The sequence below is a fragment of the Pedobacter sp. Bi27 genome, assembly GCF_918698255.1.
Classification (GTDB): domain Bacteria; phylum Bacteroidota; class Bacteroidia; order Sphingobacteriales; family Sphingobacteriaceae; genus Pedobacter.
Genome location: NZ_CAKKMW010000003.1, coordinates 445,433 through 465,331, shown reverse-complemented (window position 1 = coordinate 465,331; position 19,899 = coordinate 445,433). Strand labels below are relative to the sequence as shown.

The window sequence follows — 19,899 nt, the reverse complement described above, 5'->3', positions numbered from 1 at the left end:
TAGAATGATTTTAAACATCCCACGAATTTTAGGGCATTAAATCTTAAAAAATTGCTAAAAAATTAGAAATACCCTTCTGTTTTTGACAAGTTCTAATCAAATTTTAATCCAAAAAATAGTTTGGTCAATAACAAAGCAAACGGAACATTAAACTTACAGCAGGAACCTATTATTAATTTGCTAAACATGCTATCTGTTTCTTTTAAAAATTTATCATTTTACCTTTAAACGCGCTAAAAAATTTAAATTTCAATAATTAAGAAATATCCTTAAACGCTAATTTTATAAGAATCTGTGTTTTTCATTTTTATTCCTTCCTAAAGTGTTAGTTTTACACATCTATTTGTTTAAACCTGCCCTCATGAAGAATTTAATTTTATTTTGCGTTATCCTATTTTTAGCTGCCTGTTCTGGCGAAAAAACCGATCAGCTTTTACTCGAACTTGATAAAAAGAAACTGGCTGAAAACATTAATTACGATAAAATCATATTTTATAAATTTGCTAAAATAGCGGTCCGTTCAACTGCCGTTCAAGATACGACCCAGCCCGAGTATCAGAAATTCAGCAAACAGGCACAAAGTGTTGTCAGGACGCTGAACAAAGTAAATACACACAACAATGAAAACATTTCTGTAATAGATGCCTTAAGGGTGTATAAAGAATATCGATCGGTTAAACAATTTGTAAAAGAAACCGATGAAGATGTTTTTCCATTGCTAACTGCAGGCTTCATCGCGATGAAAACGGGCGTAAAAACGCCACAGCCATTTTTTAAAGATACAAACAAGGCTTACTATCAAAATATAGAACATGCCATTTTAAGCATGGCTGTACTGGCAACCAGAGATTTAGGACAACCTTTTGCGTTATATGAATGTGCTAAAACTCAACCTGAACTGCTGGATGATTGCGAAATTAAAACACTTTTAGAATTTGTGCGCGGTTTCTTATTTTTTAGCAACAACCTATTTTATCTATCTGAAGATGGCCTTTCGAGAAATATTAAATGGCTGGATAAAAACGAGAAAATCCCACTGCCATATACCAAATCATTTTTTGGCTGGAGCCGTTTAAACGATGAGCAGACACATTTGGCTTTCCATAGCATGAACTATCTTTTTAGAGGTTTTGACCGAATGAGAATGGAGCGAAAAATTGATGAGGAAAGATCGCTTGAAGATTTTGAGGCTTTTTTAAACGACATGAACAAACTCGGCATCCAAAACGAACTGGTTTGGGGAATAACCGTTTATCTGAATTTAAAAAAAGAAAAACCAGAGCAGTCACTTCCAGCATTGGAAAAGCTGAGCAAAAGCCCATTATTTTCTAAGAACGAACACGAAGCACTACTACAAACTATGATATATGTAAAAGACCGTAAATCAGATAAGGCACTAACTGGTGTGTACGACAAAGCATTTATCGGTCAAATTGCCACTAAATACATGATTGCTGTGCTCTCAAAAATAGACTGGGAAAAACTGATGAAACAGCAGGGTGTTCCTTATACCGAAGAAGTATTTGCTGGCATAGGTAAGTTTAAAGCACTTTCCAATTCGGTGAGTGAGTATACTCAGCCTTCAACTATAGAAAAAGGAAAAAAAGAGATTGGCAAAAAAGGCAGCGAACTACTCGAAAAAGCTAAAGGTTTTTTGAACTAAAAGACGATTCGTCATCTCGACTGAAGCGTAGCGGAATGGAGAGATCTATCTCGACAGATTTAGCTTCCCTGAGCCTTCGGGTTCTCGACTGCGTTGCACTCTGCTCGAAATGACGCCCACCTAAACCTGTCATCGTAACTCTAGTGTTTTGTCAAAAATTAGCTCTCAATAATGGCTTAAAATATTAACCAATTTACCAAAAGGATCTCTGGTGTAAAACCGCCTAACGCCCCATGGTTCATCAGCAGGGCCGTATTCGACCGGAAATCCGGCGGCTTTCACCTTTTCCAATATTTCATCAACATTTTCAACTTCGATGGATAGATCTGGTGTTGGGGTACCTGATCCGCCTTCGGAGGCAAAACTGATCTGTACATCCATTTTTTGTCCTACCGCACCATAAGTTGCAATCCAACCATGATCCATTAGTAGATCAAGTCCCAAAATATCTTTATAAAAACTGGCTGCATCAGCAATTTTTTGGGTATCAATATTAAGCACTATTCTTTTTACCATAAACAGAAGTTTAAATTTCTAAGATAACAAAAAGCCCTGCAATGTTTTATTGCAGGGCTAGTCAAGCGCGCTTATTAATTTTTAAGCTTCGCTTTAAATATTTTCTCCAGTTTATCTATTTTTGGCTGGATCACTAATCTACAATAGGGCTCACTTCCATTTTTGTTGAAATAATTCTGGTGATAATTTTCTGCAACATAAAATGGCTTGGCTGCTTCGATTGCCGTTACCACTTTTTTGCCATAAGCATTTGTTTTATTCAGCTCTGCCTTATATTTTTCTGCCAAAGCTTTTTGTTCGGCTGAATGATAAAAAACTACGGAGCGATATTGCGTACCACTATCGGCGCCCTGACGGTTTAATGTTGTAGGATCGTGGCTTTTCCAAAAAACTTCCAATAAATCATCGTAAGAAATCACCATCGGGTTATAGGTAATCTCTAAAACTTCGGCATGCCCGGTAGCACCGGTACATACTTCTTCGTAAGTTGGATTCGTTAAAGTACCACCTTCATAACCAGATTTAACCGATACCACACCCTTTAAACGTTGAAAAATGGCTTCAGTACACCAAAAACAGCCCATTCCGAATGTGGCTTTCTCTGTCTTTTTTCCTTGTGCATTTGCCTGATTTAAGGCCAATACCGATAGAAGAATTAAAATTATTTTTTTCATTGTGTGTGTTTTATTTTATTAGTCGCAAATAACCAATTTACCTTACAGTTCATCAAGTTATTTTCTAGTTAATTATACGAAATTAAATAAGCTGTAGTTTGCGTTTTAATTATAATGGATTTAGTGTGACAATCGACTATTACATTGCTTCTACAATTTTGTTAATAACTTAAAAAACTGTATATTAATTTATTAAACACTTAATACACAACCGAAACGCACTTATTAACAATTCTTTTTAAATTCGTAAAACATTAAATATAAAATTATGTCTACACCGTATATTCCTTGCTTAGATTTAGGCTCTTACATCAATGGTTCTGCAGAAGACCGTAAAAAGTTTTCTGATGAATTGGGCAGGGCTTTTAACGATTCGGGTTTTGTTACCATTACCAACCATGGTTTAAGCCAGGAATTAATTGATAAGCTTTATGAAAATATTAAAGCTGCTTTTTCGCTTCCAGTTGAAACCAAAAGGAAATACGAGAAACCAGAATTAGCTGGTCAACGTGGTTACACCAGTGCAGGCAAAGAAACTGCTAAAGGGGCCAAAACCCCAGATTTGAAAGAATTCTGGCAGATTGGCCAAGAAGTAACTGATGATGATCCGGTTAAAAATGAATATCCTGATAATGAAGTTTTAGAAGAATTACCAGAATTTAACAAAGTAACAGGCGATATTTACAAAAAACTGGAAGAAAACGGGACACATTTATTACGTGCAATTGCTACTTACCTGGAATTGCCGATCGACTATTTCGACAAACATGTTCATAACGGAAATTCTATTTTGAGGGGTATCCACTACTTCCCGATCGAAAATCCTGAAACCATTCCTGATGATGCGGTGCGTGCAGGTGCGCATGAAGACATTAACTTGATTACCTTATTAATTGGCGCAAGTGCCGATGGCCTTGAAGTGTTAACCCGCAGCAATGAATGGTTGCCAATTAAAGCACATCACACTGATATCGTAGTGAACGTTGGCGATATGTTACAGCGTTTAACCAACAATAAATTAAAATCGACTACACATAGAGTGGTAAACCCACCTCGTGAACTGATGAAAACCTCTCGTTTCTCTGTTCCTTTTTTCTTACATCCACGCAGCGACATGGATTTAACAAGCTTGCCATCAACCATTGATGCTGAACATCCTAAAGCCTATAGCGATATGACAGCTGGTGAATATTTGGATGAAAGATTAAGAGAAATTGGATTAAAGAAGTAGTTCGGAGTCGTGAGTCCTCAGTCATGAGTCCCTAGCGAATCGTAAACAAAAATAAAAGCATCGGCCAAAACCGGTGCTTTTTTGTTATTTTCAAACATGCATTTAACAACTTTAGAAGTTTTTGCCAAGATTGATGGTATTGGTTCTGCTTCGGGTCTATTCCTTCACGAGGATTTACTGTATATCATTGGCGACAACAGCGGCTACTTGAACGAATATAACATCAAAACCAAAAAACTCCGTAAAATTCAGATTTTATTTGACAAAATACTTGATCAGTTAGAAAATATACCTAAATCCTTAAAACCCGATTTCGAAATCCTTTGTCATAACAACAATAAGCTCTACATGTTAGGTTCGGGCTCTACCCCCAAAAGAAACCTGATGATCGAATTCGATCTGGAAACTCAAAAAGTTATTCAGAAAGACCTGACTAATACCTACACCAAACTTAAAGCTATTGCCAAAATAGACGATCAGAACTTTAACCTAGAAGGCGCAACCTTTACAGGCAATGAGTGGCTACTTTTTAACCGCGGCAATGGGATCGATGCAAAGAATGGCATATTCAAAATCCAGGAAGTAGATTTAACTAAAACTAAACAAGCTAAGTTCAATCCTTTTAAGCTTCCAAATATCGATCATGTTGAATCCTCTTTTACCGATGCTGTATTGGTGAAAAATGAAATATTTTTCATTGCTACTGCGGAAGATACCAAATCGACTTATGCCGATGGCGAAATTCTGGGCAGTTTTATCGGCAGTATTAACCTGCAGACTTTGAAGCTAACCTTCAGCAATAAAATTTCTGACAAACATAAATTTGAAGGCATTACTTTACTTAGCCAAAACGAGCATAGGACAACTTTTTTATTGTGTGAGGATCGTGATAGCGAAGAACTTAAAACGGTAATTTATAAGCTGATTCTAGATCATTAGCTTATGAACTATTAACACTCTAACAAACCATTAGCTGATAACACTAAGCCTTTATATCATTATGTAAACCCAAACATCTAATCAACTATGAAACGCTTCCCTCTCAGAATTTTTCTAGTCCTCACCACTTTACTTTTTGCGTGCCAGCATGATAAGCCGATTATACAAAAGAACGTCGTAAACGATGTTACGCAACTCAACCCCATAAAGGTTGCCAAAATAATTACGCCACAAACTTCTGCTGAAATTACTAAGGCAGTTAAAACCCACAATGGACCAATCTCGATAGGTGGAGCCCGATTTAGTCAAGGTGGACAAACGGCTACAGAAAATGCTTTTCAAATTGACATGAGAAAGTTTAACAGGATTTTAAGTTTCTCAAAAGAACGGAAGGAAGTCACCGTTCAAGCCGGTATAAGGTGGCGCGAGCTGATTCAGTTTATTGACCGATATGATTTATCTGTTAAAATTATGCAGACTTATGCGAATTTTACGGTTGGCGGTTCACTTAGTGTTAACGTGCATGGTCGTTATGTTGGGCAAGGGCCAATTATTTTATCAGTTAAAAGTTTTAAGATTGTTTTAGCCGACGGAAGTTTTATCACCGCGAGCCCAACGGTTAACAGTGAAGTTTTTTATGCCGCTATTGGCGGCTACGGCGGAATTGGTGTAATTACCGAAGTAACCTTATCGCTAACAGACAATTATAAAATAGCGCGAAAAGATACCCTGATGGATATTGCCGCCTACAAAAAGTTCTTCTTTTCTAGCATTCGAAATAAACCCCAGTTCGTATTTCATAACGCAGATATATACCCAAACAGTTACACCAAAGTTAGAGCGGTTACTTATGCCAGAACCGAAAATAAATTAACCGTAACTGAGCGTTTAAAACCGAACGATGTAAATTATGGATTGAAAAAATTTGCCATGAAAGTAGTTGCCGGTTCTGATTTTGGAAAATGGCTAAGGCAACACATTGCAGATCCGGTACATTATACAGGTAAAATTGTTGAATGGAGAAATTTTGAAGCGACCTACGATGCGCAAGAGCTCGAACCCAATTCGAGAAAAAAAACGACCTATGTTTTACAAGAATATTTTATACCAGTAGATCATTTTGATTCCTTTTATCCAAAAATGATTAAAGTATTAAAAAACAACGATGTAAATGTGATCAACATTTCAATCCGGCATGCAAATAAAGATGCGGGATCGTATCTTGCTTGGGCTAAGGAGGAAGTTTTTGCTTTCGTAATTTATTATAAACAGGAAGTATCTGATGTAGAAAAGGCAAAAGTAACCCAATGGACAAGGGCCTTGATTGATGCATCGCTTTCTGAAAAGGGTGCTTACTATCTGCCTTATCAAATACAGGCTACTCAATCACAGTTTTCAAAAGCTTATCCAAATGCTGAAACATTTTTTAAATTAAAAAGGAAGTACGATCCTAATTATAAATTCAGAAATAAGCTTTTTGATGCCTATTATAATCCAAAAAACTAGTATTAAGCGAGTTGTCAACTTTAATAGCCATCTAGCTAGAAAGTTGACAACGCTGAATGATGCAAACCAAGATTTACTTCTTCGATTCGTCTATGGCTTTATTTACCACATCCTGAATTCTTCCTCTAATCTTCAGATTGGATAGTTTATCCGTAACGGTAGGATTAACGCGGTTAGACAAAAACACATAGACCAAACCTCGGGATGGATCTACCCAAACACAGGTTCCGGTATAACCGGTATGACCATAAGTTTGTGGCGAAGCCAGTTCAGATGGGTAATGTTTAGTACTATCTGGATCCCAGCGATCGAAACCCAGGCCTCTGCGACTAACATTCGATTGTTTCGAAGTAAACATATCTACTGTCGAATTCTTGAAATATTCTACCCCGCCATAAGTACCACGATTTAAAAGCATCTGATAAATAATGGCCAGATCGTTGGCGCTGGCGAACAAACCTGCATGACCAGAAACACCACCAGCCAAAGCTGCTCCCTGATCGTGAACGTAGCCAACTAAAAGGGTTTTCCTGAAATAGCTGTCCATTTCGGTTGGAATAATCTGCTCTGGTTTAAAGCGGTTCCGCGGTAAAAACCCCGCTGTTTGCATCCCCAACGGTTTGTAAAAATTTTCGTAAGTATATTGATTTAAAGGCTCTTCGCTGATATGCTCCACAATATCTTTCATTACATACATGCTGATATCGCTGTACACATATTTGCCACGTGTTTTTATTGGCGAATTGAGCATTTTAGGCCACATAAAATCTTTAAAAAAGCCTTTTTTAATGTAATAATTATCTGCCACTTTCGTCGGATAGGCTGCTGAAGAATCCCTGCTGTAATCGCCAGTTTTCACATAATCGTGAAAAGGGATATAGGGAATGAAACCTGCCTGATGCAACATCACTTCACGCACCTGAATGTTGTTCATCGGCGTAGTACGTGCCTTTGGGATATAAGCACCAATATTGGTATCTAATTTTAGTTTTCCTTCTTCAAACAAGCGCATTACTGCCGGTGTAGTTGCGGTTACCTTGGTTACTGATGCCAGATCGAAAATATCGGTTACCTTATCGGGCACATTGGTATCATAAGTATGCGTTCCATAGGCTTTGTTAAAAATCACCTTACCATCTTTAGCCACCAAAACCACCAATCCTGGCGTTGCTTTCTGCGCTATGGCCTCAGCAGCAATGGCATCAATTTCTTTTAAGTTGTTCGAATTTAAACCTGCATCTTCGGGTACGGTGTACTTTAAGCGCGTGGCCGTTGTAGTAAAACCAGAACCTATGGTATAACGGGCAGAATAAGCAGTAGTTAACTTTTTTGAAGCGGCAATGCCACCAAAAATATATTGGGGCACAATAGCAGCGGCATCAATATTGTTTTGACCGGTCCATACAATCGGCGATTTTAACAGATCGAATGATTTTAAACCAGGTCCGTTACCAAAAAAAGAAATAATTACCTGTTTATTTTTACTGATACTGTTAATGAAGTTAATGTATTTGGCTTTGCTTACATTTTGATCATCAATAGAAATTAAAATGGTATTAAAATATTTAAGGTCATCTTCTAAATCATTCAAATTCACGCTGTCTTTATAAGAATCGGCAGAAAATGAAGTAATTTTATCATATTTATTCGCCAAACTATCGAAAACGGCACTATAAGCAAAGCTCAGGCTAACCGAAGCAATATTCTTTTTCTCCAGTGATTTTAAGGGAACAACACCATCCTGATTGTTTAACAATACGGTTCTATTAGCTATCGCATTGGCAATAGCCAGTTTTTTCTCATTCGCTGTATGCTCCTGTGCGCAGGCCATTAAACATAAAATATTGCAGCAAAATGCTACAACCAGGATACACAATCTATTTCGCTTCATATACTTTTTCTCCGTTCAGGTAGGTTTTTAAAACTTTGGTTTTTAATATGTTTTGTGGTGTTGATTTCAAAATATCGTGATCGAGCATAACAAAATCTGCCAATTTACCTTTTTCCAAACTACCCTTTTCGTGTTCTTCAAAATTGGCTTTTGCTGCCCAGATGGTCATTCCACGTAAAGCTTCTTCAGGTGTTAAGGCATTCTCCATTTGGAAGCCCCCTTTCGGAAAACCTTTTGCATCTTCTCTCACTGTTGCAGCATAAAACGTTAATAATGGATTAATGTTTTCGACCGGGAAATCAGTACCTAAAGGAATCCAACCGTTTTGTTTTAACAATCGTTTGTAAGCATAGGCACTTTTTAACCTTTCGGCACCTAAACGCTGTCCGGCCCAGTACATATCCGAAGTGGCATGGGTAGGCTGAACCGATGGAATAATGCTGGCCTTTCCGAACAGATCGAAATCGTTGGCATTTACCACTTGTGCATGTTCAATGCGCCAGCGCTGATCGTTTTTGCCTTTTAAAATTTTATTGTAAATATTCAGGATTACCCGATTGGCCGAATCGCCAATGGCGTGGGTACACATCTGGAAATGATTGGCTGCGATCTGTTTGGCCACTTCTTCAAAGTGTTTTTGATCGCTCAATAGAAAACCCGTTTTATTTGGCATATCGCTATATGGATGCAACAGGCAGGCCCCACGCGATCCCAAGGCACCATCAGCATAAACCTTAAAAGCCCGGACATTTAACCGATCGGTTTTGATCGGCCCGCGACTAAAAAGATATTTATAATTATCAGGCTCATCAGAAAGCATTACATAAAGCCTCATTTTCAGTTTATGTTCTTTCTGCAGTTTTTCGATAAATTCGACAGCCAGGTAACTTAAGCCACAATCATCAATGGTGGTTAAGCCTGCCGCGAAACAGTTTTTCTGTGCATCGATAAATATTTTTTCAGCCAGTTTAGCATCTGGTGATGGGATTTTACGCTCTACTAAAGCGACGGCATTATCGATTAAAACACCGGTTAACTTTCCGTTTTGGGTAAGCATATCGCCCCCAACCAATTGCTGCCCGCCTTTAATGCCTGCATCATCTAAAGCTTTTTGATTGGCGATAGCCGCATGACCATCGATACGGTTTAAAAATACCGGGCGACCAGGAAAAAGTGCGGTTAACTTTTCATTAGTAGGGAAAGCTTTATTGTCCCAATCATTTTGGTCCCAGCCATTGCCAATTAACCAACCATCAGGATGTGTTTTGGCAAAGTCGGTTAAGCGCTTAAGCACTTCATCCCACGATTTTGTTTCTCTTAAATCGGCCGTTTGCAAACTTTGTCCGTAGCCATAAAAATGGGCATGAGCATCTATAAAGCCAGGATAAACAGCTTTCCCATCGGCATTAATCTCTTCTTTGCCAGCGTATTTTGATTTGATATCATCACTTTTGCCAAGCTCCAGAATCTTACCATTCTTCACTGCGAAGGCCTCAACTGTTTCGAACTTGTTGTTTACGGTATAAACCTTAGCATTATAAACAATTACATCAGCTTCTTCTTTCCTGGCACAAGAAGTCAAAAGTATAGCTAGAGAAAGGCTGTATAGAATGGATTTCATATCGATAAAGATAGAAAATTGAAATCATTGCCTTTGTAAATTCGGTTTTACAGAAAGGACGATTGTCATACTGAGGCACGAAGCACCTGTAACCATCAACACACTTGTTGAATTTTACTGCTTATTTCAGTGGCTGTATTTTAACGGCAAAAGATTCTTCACTGTGTTCAGAATGACAGCCCGTTGTAAAATAAACCAGATGGAAGCGGTATACTTTTTGGCGGTCACCCTGAGGGATAATTTATTTTATAAAAATCAATATGAATGACGCATATCTTTTTTTGCCCAGAGGCTCATCCTTGCCTCGGCTCGCCGCCGCCGATGGGGCTCTTTCTTTTTGCTGTCAAAAAGAAACAAAAAACACCGGCTGAAAATTTTTCTTTCAAAGCTAGTGGGTAGGCTGGGTCGGCGGAGCCCGAAAAATTTGTTAGGCCGGATTTAAGTAGAACGGGGATACCGTGCTATGGCCTAGCTGGACGGAAATGCGACAACGGCTAAAATTTTGATTAATAGTTGTTTATGAAATAACGTCAATGGTAGCGTAGTCGAAGGGCAGCCAAAAAGATACAGCGGACAGCGGGACTACCGGAACCGATTGACACAGGAACCTGCTTTTCAAAAAAACAAAAAATTTAAGCATAAAGAATTAATTCTTTCCAGCCATATCCTTCGACTCCGCTCAGGATGACCACTGGTGTAAATAAAACCAGTAGAAGCAATTATTCCTCTTTACCAACAGTCATTTACATGTTGAGTTTTAAACAAATCGGGTTCTTTAAGCTTATTTTGCATAATTTAGCAAATTCACTTTGCCTTAATACATGACTGATATTATTCACTTATTGCCTGATGCTGTTGCCAATCAGATTGCCGCCGGAGAAGTTGTTCAACGACCTGCTTCTGCGGTAAAAGAATTGCTCGAAAATTCGATAGATGCGGGTGCAGATAAAATTCAACTGGTAGTAAAAGATGCCGGTAAGGCATTGATTCAGATTATAGATAACGGCTGTGGGATGAGCGTTACCGATGCCAGAATGTGTTTCGAACGCCATGCCACTTCGAAGGTAAAAAAAGCCGAAGATTTATTTGCCATCCGTACCATGGGTTTCCGTGGCGAAGCGATGGCCTCTATTGCAGCAATTTCGCAGGTTGAAATGAAAACCCGCAGGCATGAAGATGAAATCGGCACCTGTATCTCTATAGAAGGTGCACATGTAACCAATCAGGAACCCGTTGCTACCTCACCAGGGACACAGATTTCGATTAAAAACTTATTTTTTAATACACCTGCCAGAAGGAATTTCCTTAAAAGCAATCCGGTAGAAATGCGCCATATTCTGGATGAATTTCAACGTGTAGCATTGGCGCACCCTGCTGTATTTTTTAGTCTGCACCATGATGGCACCGAGATTTTTAACCTGCCAAAAGGCAATTTAAAACAACGTATTGTTCACCTTTTTGGCAACAACTATAACGAACGCCTGGTTCCTGTTGAAGAGGAAACGACCATTATTAACTTAAAAGGCTATATCGGTAAACCTGCTTTTGCAAAGAAAACCAGGGGCGAACAGTTCTTTTTTGTGAATAACCGTTTCATTAAAGATCCGTATTTAAACCACGCGGTAAGTTCTGCTTTCGAAGATTTATTACCGGACGACAGTTATCCGCTGTATGTACTGTTTATAGAGATCGATCCATCAAAAATTGATGTAAACGTTCATCCCACTAAAACAGAGATTAAATATCTGGATGAAAAATCGATTTATGCAATCATGAAATCGGCTGTAAAACGTTCGATTGGCCGTTATAACATTTCGCCGACTTTAGATTTTGATCAGGAAACAGGTTTTAGCAATATGATTACCCATAAAGCGGTTGAAGATATTGTTCCACCAAGCATTAATTTCAATCCTGATTTTAATCCATTTGCCATCGATAGCAGTTCTACATCGGGTTACGCTTCATCACCAAGAAATTATGAAGCCAAACCGAGTGCTAAAAACTGGGGCTCGCTTTACGAAATAACAGAACAGCCAATTGTAGAACAAACTTCTATTTATGCTGATGAAACCGTTTTAGAAACCAAGCAAAAGCAGTACATGCAATTGCACAACCGTTATATTGTTTCGCAGATTAAGTCGGGATTGATGGTGATCGATCAACAAATGGCACATGAGCGGATCCTTTACGAGCGTTTTCTCGTACATCTGGATGACCGCAAAGGTGCATCGCAGCAGAGTTTATTTCCGCAAACCATTACACTAAATGCCAATGATTTCGAACTGGCCAAAAGTTTACTGGATGATATAAAAAGTTTAGGCTTCGATGTACGGGAATTTGGAAAAAATACGTTGGTAGTAGAAGGCGTTCCGGTTGACCTGGGCAGCAGCAATATTAACGAAACGCAGCTATTTGAACAGTTGATTGAGGGCTTTAAAAACTCGCAACAGGAACTAAAATTAAGCAAACGCGATAGTTTGGCCAGAAGTTTAGCAAAAAACAGCGCTATAAAAGCGGGAACAAGCCTTGGTCAGGAGGAAATGAATACTTTGATTGATGAGCTTTTTGCGTGTAAAACACCTAACTTTAGCGTGAGTGGCAAACCGATTATCCAAACCATTACTTTGGCAGAGCTGGATAAGAAGTTTGAGAAATAGACTAAAGACCAAAGCTAAAAGACTAAAGAGAAAAAGTCGGGGATCAGGGATCGGAAGTCAGAAGATTGAAGTGCGTAGCAAAACTTGAAGCCAAAGAGAAATACAAAACAGTTAACCGATTAACCAGTTAACCCTTTTTAAAATTAAATGAATAACATATATATCCCGCCAGTAGTAAAAAACCTACTGATTATTAACGTCTTATTTTTTGTAGCGAGTTACCTACTAACAACACTCCACCTTGATGATCGGCTAGCAGTATATTATTTCGACTCACCGTATTTTAGATATTGGCAGCCTATTACCTATATGTTTATGCATGGTGGTATTGCGCACATCTTTTTTAACATGTTTGCATTGTACTCTTTTGGAAGCATTCTTGAATCAAGATGGGGGGCAAAGAAATTTATCACATTCTATTTTATAACAGGCTTAGGTGCATTATTTTTACAGTGGGCAGTACAGGCCTTTGAGGTTCAGCAGATTATTGGTCAGATAACATTATTTGATAACTGGCCGCAACACGTAACAAGCCAAGCTCAAATGACTACTATAAAGGGAATATACGGGGGCGGTATGGTAGGTGCTTCTGGTGCTATTTTTGGTTTATTGGTTGCCTTTGGTATGCTTTATCCAAATGCCGAATTGCTAATCATGTTTATTCCTGTTCCGGTGAAGGCAAAATATATTATACCAATTTATATTTTAGTAGAGTTATCTTTGGGTGTTGCCCAGTTTGAAGGTGATTCTATAGCCCATTATGCTCACCTTGGAGGTGCCTTAATCGGCTTTATACTTGTTAAAATATGGAAAGACAAAAACGATACATTTTATACACTCTATGAATAATACTTTCAAAGATTTAAAATACAAGGTTTTTCAATCGGGCAACCCATTGTTCTTTTACATTGGGATTAATGTAATGCTGTTTTTGATTACCGCTATCATTGGTGTAGTTGTTTTTTTAGGCCGTATCCCTATCGATTTTGATTTATGGCTTAGAGAATATATTGGCTTACCAGCCAGTATTTCCAAATTGCCTGAACGCTTTTACACCATATTTACTTACATGTTTTTTCATGATGGGATTCTTCATATCCTATTCAATATGCTCGGCTTATTTTGGTTCGGCAACATATTCATGAATTTTCTAAAAAGCAGGCAATTTCATTTCGTTTATCTTGCCGGTGGTTTATTTGGTGGCTTATTTGCCATAGCCATATTAAATATATTTCCAGTTTATGCTGGCGGATTAGCAGGAGTAACCATTGTAGGGGCATCTGCAGCGGTAATGGCCATTATTTTCGCTGCTGCAACGCTGGTACCGAATTATACCATCATGTTACTTTTCTTTGGCGAGGTTAAAATTAAATGGATTGCCATTGTATATTTTGTGCTCGATTTTATTGCCATAGGCTCAGTAAATGCTGGCGGAAGTTTAGCGCACATTGGTGGCGCACTTTTAGGTTTCACTTTTATTAAAAGTTTGCAGAGCGGAAGGGATTGGAGCAAGCTGTTCGAACGCAAACCGAAATTAAAGGTAGTCCGGAATGAAAAACCGGTTAAAAAACCCGAATTTAAAGGCGGCGTTTCCCAACAGGAAATAGACGCCATTTTAGATAAAATATCAACCTCAGGATACGATAATTTAACAGCAGTAGAAAAAGAAAAACTATTTAAGGCAAGTAAAGATTAATGGCCACAAAAAAAAAGAAGTATAGTTTAGTGGATAAACTCCTTTTGCCCATTGCCGTTGTATTGGCAATTGCATTGCTATTGGGGGTTCTTGCCGGAAATATGGATCCAAGAAAACATGCCATTATTGCTTTTTTCGGTCTCGCCTACCCCTTTGTCCTATTCGCTAATATTATCTTTTTGGTGTGGTGGTTTTTAAGCAAAAAATGGATTTTTGCAATTGCCACCGTTCTGGTTATTGCATTGGGTGCTAAAACTTTAAAAGCAACCTTTGCCATTGGTGGCGATGAAGGTGGCACTGAAAAAGCAGACAATAGCATCCGGATGATGACCTACAATGTACACAGCTTTAAACTATACGGCGAAGACAATACCGAATCGGTAAAAGAAAAAATGCTTCAGGTAGTGAAAGATCAAAATCCTGATATCATCTGTTTCCAGGAATTTTTTACCCGTTACAAAGGCGCTTTTGATACGGTTGATAGCTTGAAGGCACTACTAAATACAAAATATTACTACTTTGTACCCACCAATAAAAACGATTACGAAGCTACTGGCTTAGCCATATTTTCTAAATTCCCGATTAAGGATTCTGGTAAAATCCCTTTTGTTGAAGGTTTCCCTGGCAACATGAGTATTTATACCGATTTAAACATCAAAGGAAAAACCTTAAGGGTTTATAATGTGCACTTTCAATCTATTTCTTTCGAAAAACAGGATTACGAATACTTAGATAAGGTAAAAGAAATGAATACCGAACTGCAGCCATCGAAACGGATTTTAAGAATGCTGAAAAGTGCCTTTTTGAAACGGAGCGGTCAGGTTGATATTATGAAAAAGGAAATGGCAACCTGTAAAACGCCTTACCTTATTGCCGGCGATTTTAACGATACCCCGGCTTCTTATGTAGTTACCCAAATTACCTCTGGACTAAACAATAGTTTTATTAAAAAGGGTAACGGTTTTGGCAAAACCTATAATGGTAAGTTCCCCAATTTTCAGATCGATTATATTGCCACTTCTAAGGAACTTGAGGTGTTAAATTACAAAATTACCCAGGCCAAGTTATCCGATCACTTTCCGGTGCGCAGTGACCTTAGATTTGTGCCTTAGTTTTTCTGTTAATAAAAATTTATTTCGACTATAACTTATACGTTTTTCATTTGGAGCGGAAGGCCAGTACAAATCAGTAAGTTTCTTCCCGTTTTACGCTTTTACGCTTCGCTTCCTCGTGCCTCGTTGCTGCAGGGTAACGCTCCAACCGGGGCTAGGTGGCCAAAACAGCATTTCATTTTTGCGGTTGCATGGTGTACAAACCCTTGTTCCTAAACCTGACAGCAGCGACAGCATCCGTCCCGATTTTACATCGGGATTCATCGGAGCTATAGCGAATGGCAGGGCTGAAAACCGCCAAGAACCACAAGCCAATCATTTTCTAATTTTAATATAGTGCTTTCATCATTCGTCATTCTGACCTTATTCCATTTCGGTCAGTGAGACACCAACCTATAGGATAATCCTGTTTCTTTATTTCGCTTCTTATTCCGTTGGCTGAAGCCAACGGTAAAGAGGGATTTTTCTTAGCCGTTGGCTTCAGCCAACCGAGACCAAACAAAAAAATTTCTTACCATACATCAACAATAGGTTTATTCCTTATCTCCATATTTGCTTCATAAAATTTAAAAAAAATCTTCAAAAATATGAGCTTAATAGATGCCCTAAACTGGCGTTATGCCGTTAAGAAAATGAACGGTCAACCTGTTGAACAAGAAAAGGTTGATAAAATTATTGCTGCAGCACACCTGGCACCAACATCATCTGGTTTACAGCCATTTAAAGTGATTGTGGTAACCAACCAGGAGTTAAAAGAGAAAATCGCACCAATTGCATTTAATCAATCGCAGGTTATCGATTCTTCTCACCTGTTAATTTTCGCAGCCAACGAGAACTATACTGAAGAAGGTATTGATGCCGTTTTTAGCAGAATGAACGCTGAACGTGGCTTACCAGAAAGTGGAACTGATGCATACAAAGCGCAATTAAAAGGTATGGTTTTATCCAGAACTGCTGAAGAAAACTTTAACCATGCTGCCCGTCAGGCTTATATCGGTTTCGGCATTGCCATTGCAGAAGCAGCTTTGTTAAAAGTAGATGCCACACCAATGGAAGGCTTTAATGGCCCTGCTTTAGATGAACTTTTAGGTTTAGATAAAAAAGGCTTAAAAAGTGTTACCCTACTGCCATTAGGAAACAGGGATGAAGCTGGCGATTGGTTGGTAAATCTTAAAAAAGTACGTTCACCTAAAGAAGAATTTTTGATCGAGTTTAAATAACAGGCAAACAACATCATAATTTAAAACAGGCCGCTATTTAGCGGCTTTTTTTGTTTTAGGAGCGTTAGTTTGGCGCTGGGAGTTTGGCGTTTGGAGTCGATTAACCGATTTAAACAATTAACCGGTTAACTTAACCCCTACATTAGATCCTGAAACAAGTTCAGGAAGACGGCACGCAGGGAATGCACCAATGACCAGTAAACCAAAGGCCAATGACCAATAAACTTAAATCTTTTGTAAAAAAATGTTAAACATCATCACATTTTATGTGCTCTATTTATAATTGGATATATTTACGGGCTTAGCATTTAATATCCAATACATGAAGATTTTTAGATTATCGTTTATAATACTGTCACTTCTATCAGCACTAAGTTTTTCTTCGTCGGCACAAACCGACACCATTAGCATAAACAGCATCATTACTAAAACAAATAAGGTATTGAGCGATTATCCTGCAGAAAAAATTTATCTTCATTTCGATAAACCCTATTACGCTGTTGCCGATACGGTTTGGTTTAAAGCCTATGTTACCGAAAACCAGAATTTCTTATCTGCAATTAGTAAGATCATTTATGTTGATGTGATCAATCAGAAAGATTCACTTATCCAAACCTTAAAACTACCCATTACCGGTGGTTTTGCTTATGGCAGTTTTCCCTTAGATCAGATTAATTATAAACAAGGTAACTACCATATCAGGGCTTATACTTTATGGATGCTAAACAGTGAAGATCCTGCTTATTTTAACAAGACTTTTTATGTGGGGGAAGCCATTGACAAGGAAGTAAAAACCCATATCACTTATAAAAATACCTCTACTGATAAGTTAGAAAAAATTGATGCACGCGTACAATTTAAAGATGCCAATAATAAACCTCATGCCAATAAAAATGTAAGCTGGCAAGTGGTTACCAGTTATACAGTTATTGCCAAAGGAAGAGGCACAACAGATGCCAATGGTTTTTTAACAATAGCCATGAGCAATGCACAAAAGGCAGAATATCAACTACAAAAAGGCGAACTGATTACCAGCATTAATACAACTGATAAAGATGTGGCAAGCAGTAGCTTTCAACTTAAAAACGCTATCGTAAGCAAAGATTTTCAATTTTTTCCTGAAGGTGGCAGTTTAATTGCCGGCTTAACCAACAAGGTAGCCTTTAAAGCCATTAAAAGTGATGGTTTGGGCATTAACGCTAAAGGCACGGTAATAGATAACGATGGCAAAACTGTTACTACTTTTACCGCTCAGCATTTAGGAATGGGCAGTTTCAACTTATTGGCTGAAGCTGGCAAAACCTACAAAGCGGCAGTTACTTATGCTGATGGCACTACTCAAAATTATAATTTACCTGCAGTGGCTGCAAATGGTGTGGCCATAAACATCGATAACAGCAGCGCCGATAATGTGGCCATAAAAATTGCAGCGAATGATGCTTTCTTTGAGCAAAACCAAGGCAAAAAGCTTTATTTAATTGCGCAGAGTAAAGGTGTTATCTGCTATGGTGCGCAAACAGCATTATCGAACAAAACGTACAATACCACCGTACTTAAATCCAAATTCCCGAATGGAATCGCACAGTTTACCTTATTTAATGAATTTGGTAAACCATTAAGCGAACGCTTGGTTTTTGTTCAGCATAAAAATACCATGGCTGTAACTTTAACCAGTGCTGCAACTACTTACGGAATCAAGAAAAAGGTTAAGATAAATGTGGCGGCTAAAAAAGACGGCGCCCCTGTAGAAGGTAGCTTCTCGGTAGCAGTTGTAGATGAGTCGAAGGTTCCATCAAGCGAGGATGCAACCAGCACTATTTTAACAGGCCTGTTATTAAGCAGCGATGTTAAGGGTTATATCGAAAAAGCAAATTACTACTTTAATGCACCTGATGAGAAGAAAAACGCAGATTTAGATGTGTTGTTACTTACCCAGGGCTACCGCAGTTTCAAATACACCGATATCATCGCCAATAAATTACCCAAAATTGATTTCTTACCCGAACAAGGCATCGAAATTTCGGGTATTTTAAGGCAGAACAATGGCATACCAGTTAGAAAGGGAGCTTTGTTATTAACCATACCTGATAAACGTTTTAATTTAGAAAGCACCACAGATCCTGTTGGAAATTTTAAATTTCAAAACCTGATGTTCAACGATTCTTCTAAAGTGACCATTACCGCCAAGTATAATGTAAACTATAAAAACATGACGTTAAGCTTAAACGGTGCACCTGTTCCTTCTTTAACGAGAAACTTTAGCGCAGCCGAAGAGGTTCTTAACATCGATAGTGCTTTAACCAGTTACCTGGATAACAGCAAAAGACAATATGCTTATTTACATACCTTAAAAGATGTAACCATTAAAGCAGCCGTGGTGCCTAAAGTAAGCCATAAAGATTACCCGGCATTAAGCGGACTTAGCCAAATGGCCGACCATGAAGTGAGTGGCGATCGATTAAAAGGCTGTGGTTTACTGATTAACTGTTTACAGGGCATGTTGGCTGGTGTTACTTTTGCAGATAACAATTTCTATGTAACTAGAGATTATAACCAGGGCAAAAAAATTCCGATGGGTATCTTTATCAATGGAATGAACGTGGATGTAAACCAGATCAATACGCTTGATGCCAATCAGATCGAATCGGTTGAGGTATTTTTAAGAGATGAATTAGGCTTGGTAAACCGCGCAAACAATGTAAATGGGGTTATTGTATTCAATCAAAAGAAAGCGCCTAAAGGCACTAAAATATCTAAAGCACAGCTGATGGATATGCTACCCAAATACTACGAACTTACTTTCTCACCACAGGGTTACAACAAAGAAAAACAGTTCTATTCACCAAAATATGATGTTCCTGCCAGCATGAACCGCAATGATTTAAGAACTACCATTTACTGGAATCCTAAGGTGGTAACCGATGCTACGGGTAATACTTCTTTCGAATATTACAATGCAGATGGTAAAGGCCAGTATAAAGTAATTATCGAAGGTATAGATGCTAACGGAAATTTAGGAAGATCGGTATTTAAGTACATGGTAAAATAGATTCATGTAGACGGTCCATGGTTGATAGTTCATAGCCAATAGCTAACAGACTATCAACCAGTTATACCTGCGTAGTTAAGGGATCATGGCCATCAGACTATAAACCATTAACTATTAACCCAAC

At 38.3% G+C, this 19,899-nt stretch carries 14 protein-coding genes; 10 read left to right on the top strand and 4 right to left on the bottom strand.

Features of this window, described 5'->3' with window-relative positions; all coding sequences use genetic code 11:
• The first annotated feature begins 361 nt into the window (after positions 1-361).
• Positions 362-1,663 carry a hypothetical protein gene (locus LQ227_RS12050; RefSeq protein ID WP_230144589.1) on the top strand — a complete coding sequence of 434 codons (1,302 nt, stop codon included), beginning with the start codon at positions 362-364 and terminating at the stop codon, positions 1,661-1,663.
• 165 nt (positions 1,664-1,828) lie between these two features.
• Here the strand turns inward: LQ227_RS12050 and LQ227_RS12045 are convergent, their stop codons facing one another.
• Positions 1,829-2,179 (bottom strand): VOC family protein, encoded by a 351-nt coding sequence (locus LQ227_RS12045; RefSeq protein WP_230144588.1) that lies wholly within the window; start codon positions 2,177-2,179, stop codon positions 1,829-1,831.
• 74 nt (positions 2,180-2,253) lie between these two features.
• Positions 2,254-2,853 (bottom strand): peptide-methionine (S)-S-oxide reductase MsrA, encoded by a 600-nt coding sequence (gene msrA / locus LQ227_RS12040; RefSeq protein WP_230144587.1) that lies wholly within the window; start codon positions 2,851-2,853, stop codon positions 2,254-2,256.
• 268 nt (positions 2,854-3,121) lie between these two features.
• On the opposite strand from msrA, the gene LQ227_RS12035 reads away from it, so the two are divergent.
• The 3 genes from LQ227_RS12035 to LQ227_RS12025 all read left to right on the top strand — a co-directional run bounded on the left by LQ227_RS12035 (position 3,122) and on the right by LQ227_RS12025 (position 6,529).
• Positions 3,122-4,084, top strand: coding sequence for an isopenicillin N synthase family oxygenase (locus LQ227_RS12035; RefSeq protein ID WP_230149471.1), 963 nt, complete (start codon positions 3,122-3,124; stop codon positions 4,082-4,084).
• A 96-nt stretch (positions 4,085-4,180) separates the two neighbouring features.
• Positions 4,181-5,023 carry a hypothetical protein gene (locus LQ227_RS12030; RefSeq protein WP_230149469.1) on the top strand — a complete coding sequence of 281 codons (843 nt, stop codon included), beginning with the start codon at positions 4,181-4,183 and terminating at the stop codon, positions 5,021-5,023.
• Between the two features lie 87 nt (positions 5,024-5,110).
• A complete protein-coding gene (locus LQ227_RS12025; protein WP_230149467.1) occupies positions 5,111-6,529 on the top strand; it encodes an FAD-binding protein in 1,419 nt (472 codons plus the stop codon).
• Positions 6,530-6,602: 73 nt separating this feature from the next.
• On the opposite strand, the gene LQ227_RS12020 is transcribed toward LQ227_RS12025, so the two are convergent.
• Together LQ227_RS12020 and LQ227_RS12015 are read right to left on the bottom strand one after the other, a co-directional pair.
• Entirely contained in the window at positions 6,603-8,360 is a 1,758-nt protein-coding gene (locus LQ227_RS12020; protein ID WP_230149465.1) for a serine hydrolase, read from the bottom strand.
• Between the two features lie 46 nt (positions 8,361-8,406).
• Complete coding sequence (locus tag LQ227_RS12015) at positions 8,407-10,041, bottom strand: amidohydrolase (RefSeq protein ID WP_230149463.1); 1,635 nt, start codon at positions 10,039-10,041, stop codon at positions 8,407-8,409.
• 821 nt (positions 10,042-10,862) lie between these two features.
• On the opposite strand from LQ227_RS12015, the gene mutL reads away from it, so the two are divergent.
• The 6 genes from mutL to LQ227_RS11985 all read left to right on the top strand — a co-directional run bounded on the left by mutL (position 10,863) and on the right by LQ227_RS11985 (position 19,775).
• Positions 10,863-12,698: a DNA mismatch repair endonuclease MutL gene (mutL, locus tag LQ227_RS12010; protein WP_230149460.1), complete on the top strand. Its 1,836-nt coding sequence runs from the start codon at positions 10,863-10,865 to the stop codon at positions 12,696-12,698.
• A 147-nt stretch (positions 12,699-12,845) separates the two neighbouring features.
• Positions 12,846-13,547, top strand: a complete 702-nt coding sequence (locus LQ227_RS12005; RefSeq protein WP_230144581.1) for a rhomboid family intramembrane serine protease — start codon at positions 12,846-12,848, stop codon at positions 13,545-13,547.
• Positions 13,540-14,394, top strand: a complete 855-nt coding sequence (locus tag LQ227_RS12000; RefSeq protein ID WP_230149458.1) for a rhomboid family intramembrane serine protease — start codon at positions 13,540-13,542, stop codon at positions 14,392-14,394. Before LQ227_RS12005 ends, LQ227_RS12000 begins: the two co-directional genes overlap by 8 nt.
• Positions 14,394-15,506: an endonuclease/exonuclease/phosphatase family protein gene (locus LQ227_RS11995; RefSeq protein ID WP_230144579.1), complete on the top strand. Its 1,113-nt coding sequence runs from the start codon at positions 14,394-14,396 to the stop codon at positions 15,504-15,506. Before LQ227_RS12000 ends, LQ227_RS11995 begins: the two co-directional genes overlap by 1 nt.
• A 587-nt stretch (positions 15,507-16,093) precedes the next feature.
• Entirely contained in the window at positions 16,094-16,726 is a 633-nt protein-coding gene (locus LQ227_RS11990; protein ID WP_230144578.1) for a nitroreductase family protein, read from the top strand.
• A 322-nt stretch (positions 16,727-17,048) separates the two neighbouring features.
• Positions 17,049-19,775 carry a carboxypeptidase regulatory-like domain-containing protein gene (locus tag LQ227_RS11985; RefSeq protein WP_230144577.1) on the top strand — a complete coding sequence of 909 codons (2,727 nt, stop codon included), beginning with the start codon at positions 17,049-17,051 and terminating at the stop codon, positions 19,773-19,775.
• Positions 19,776-19,899: the final 124 nt, after the last annotated feature.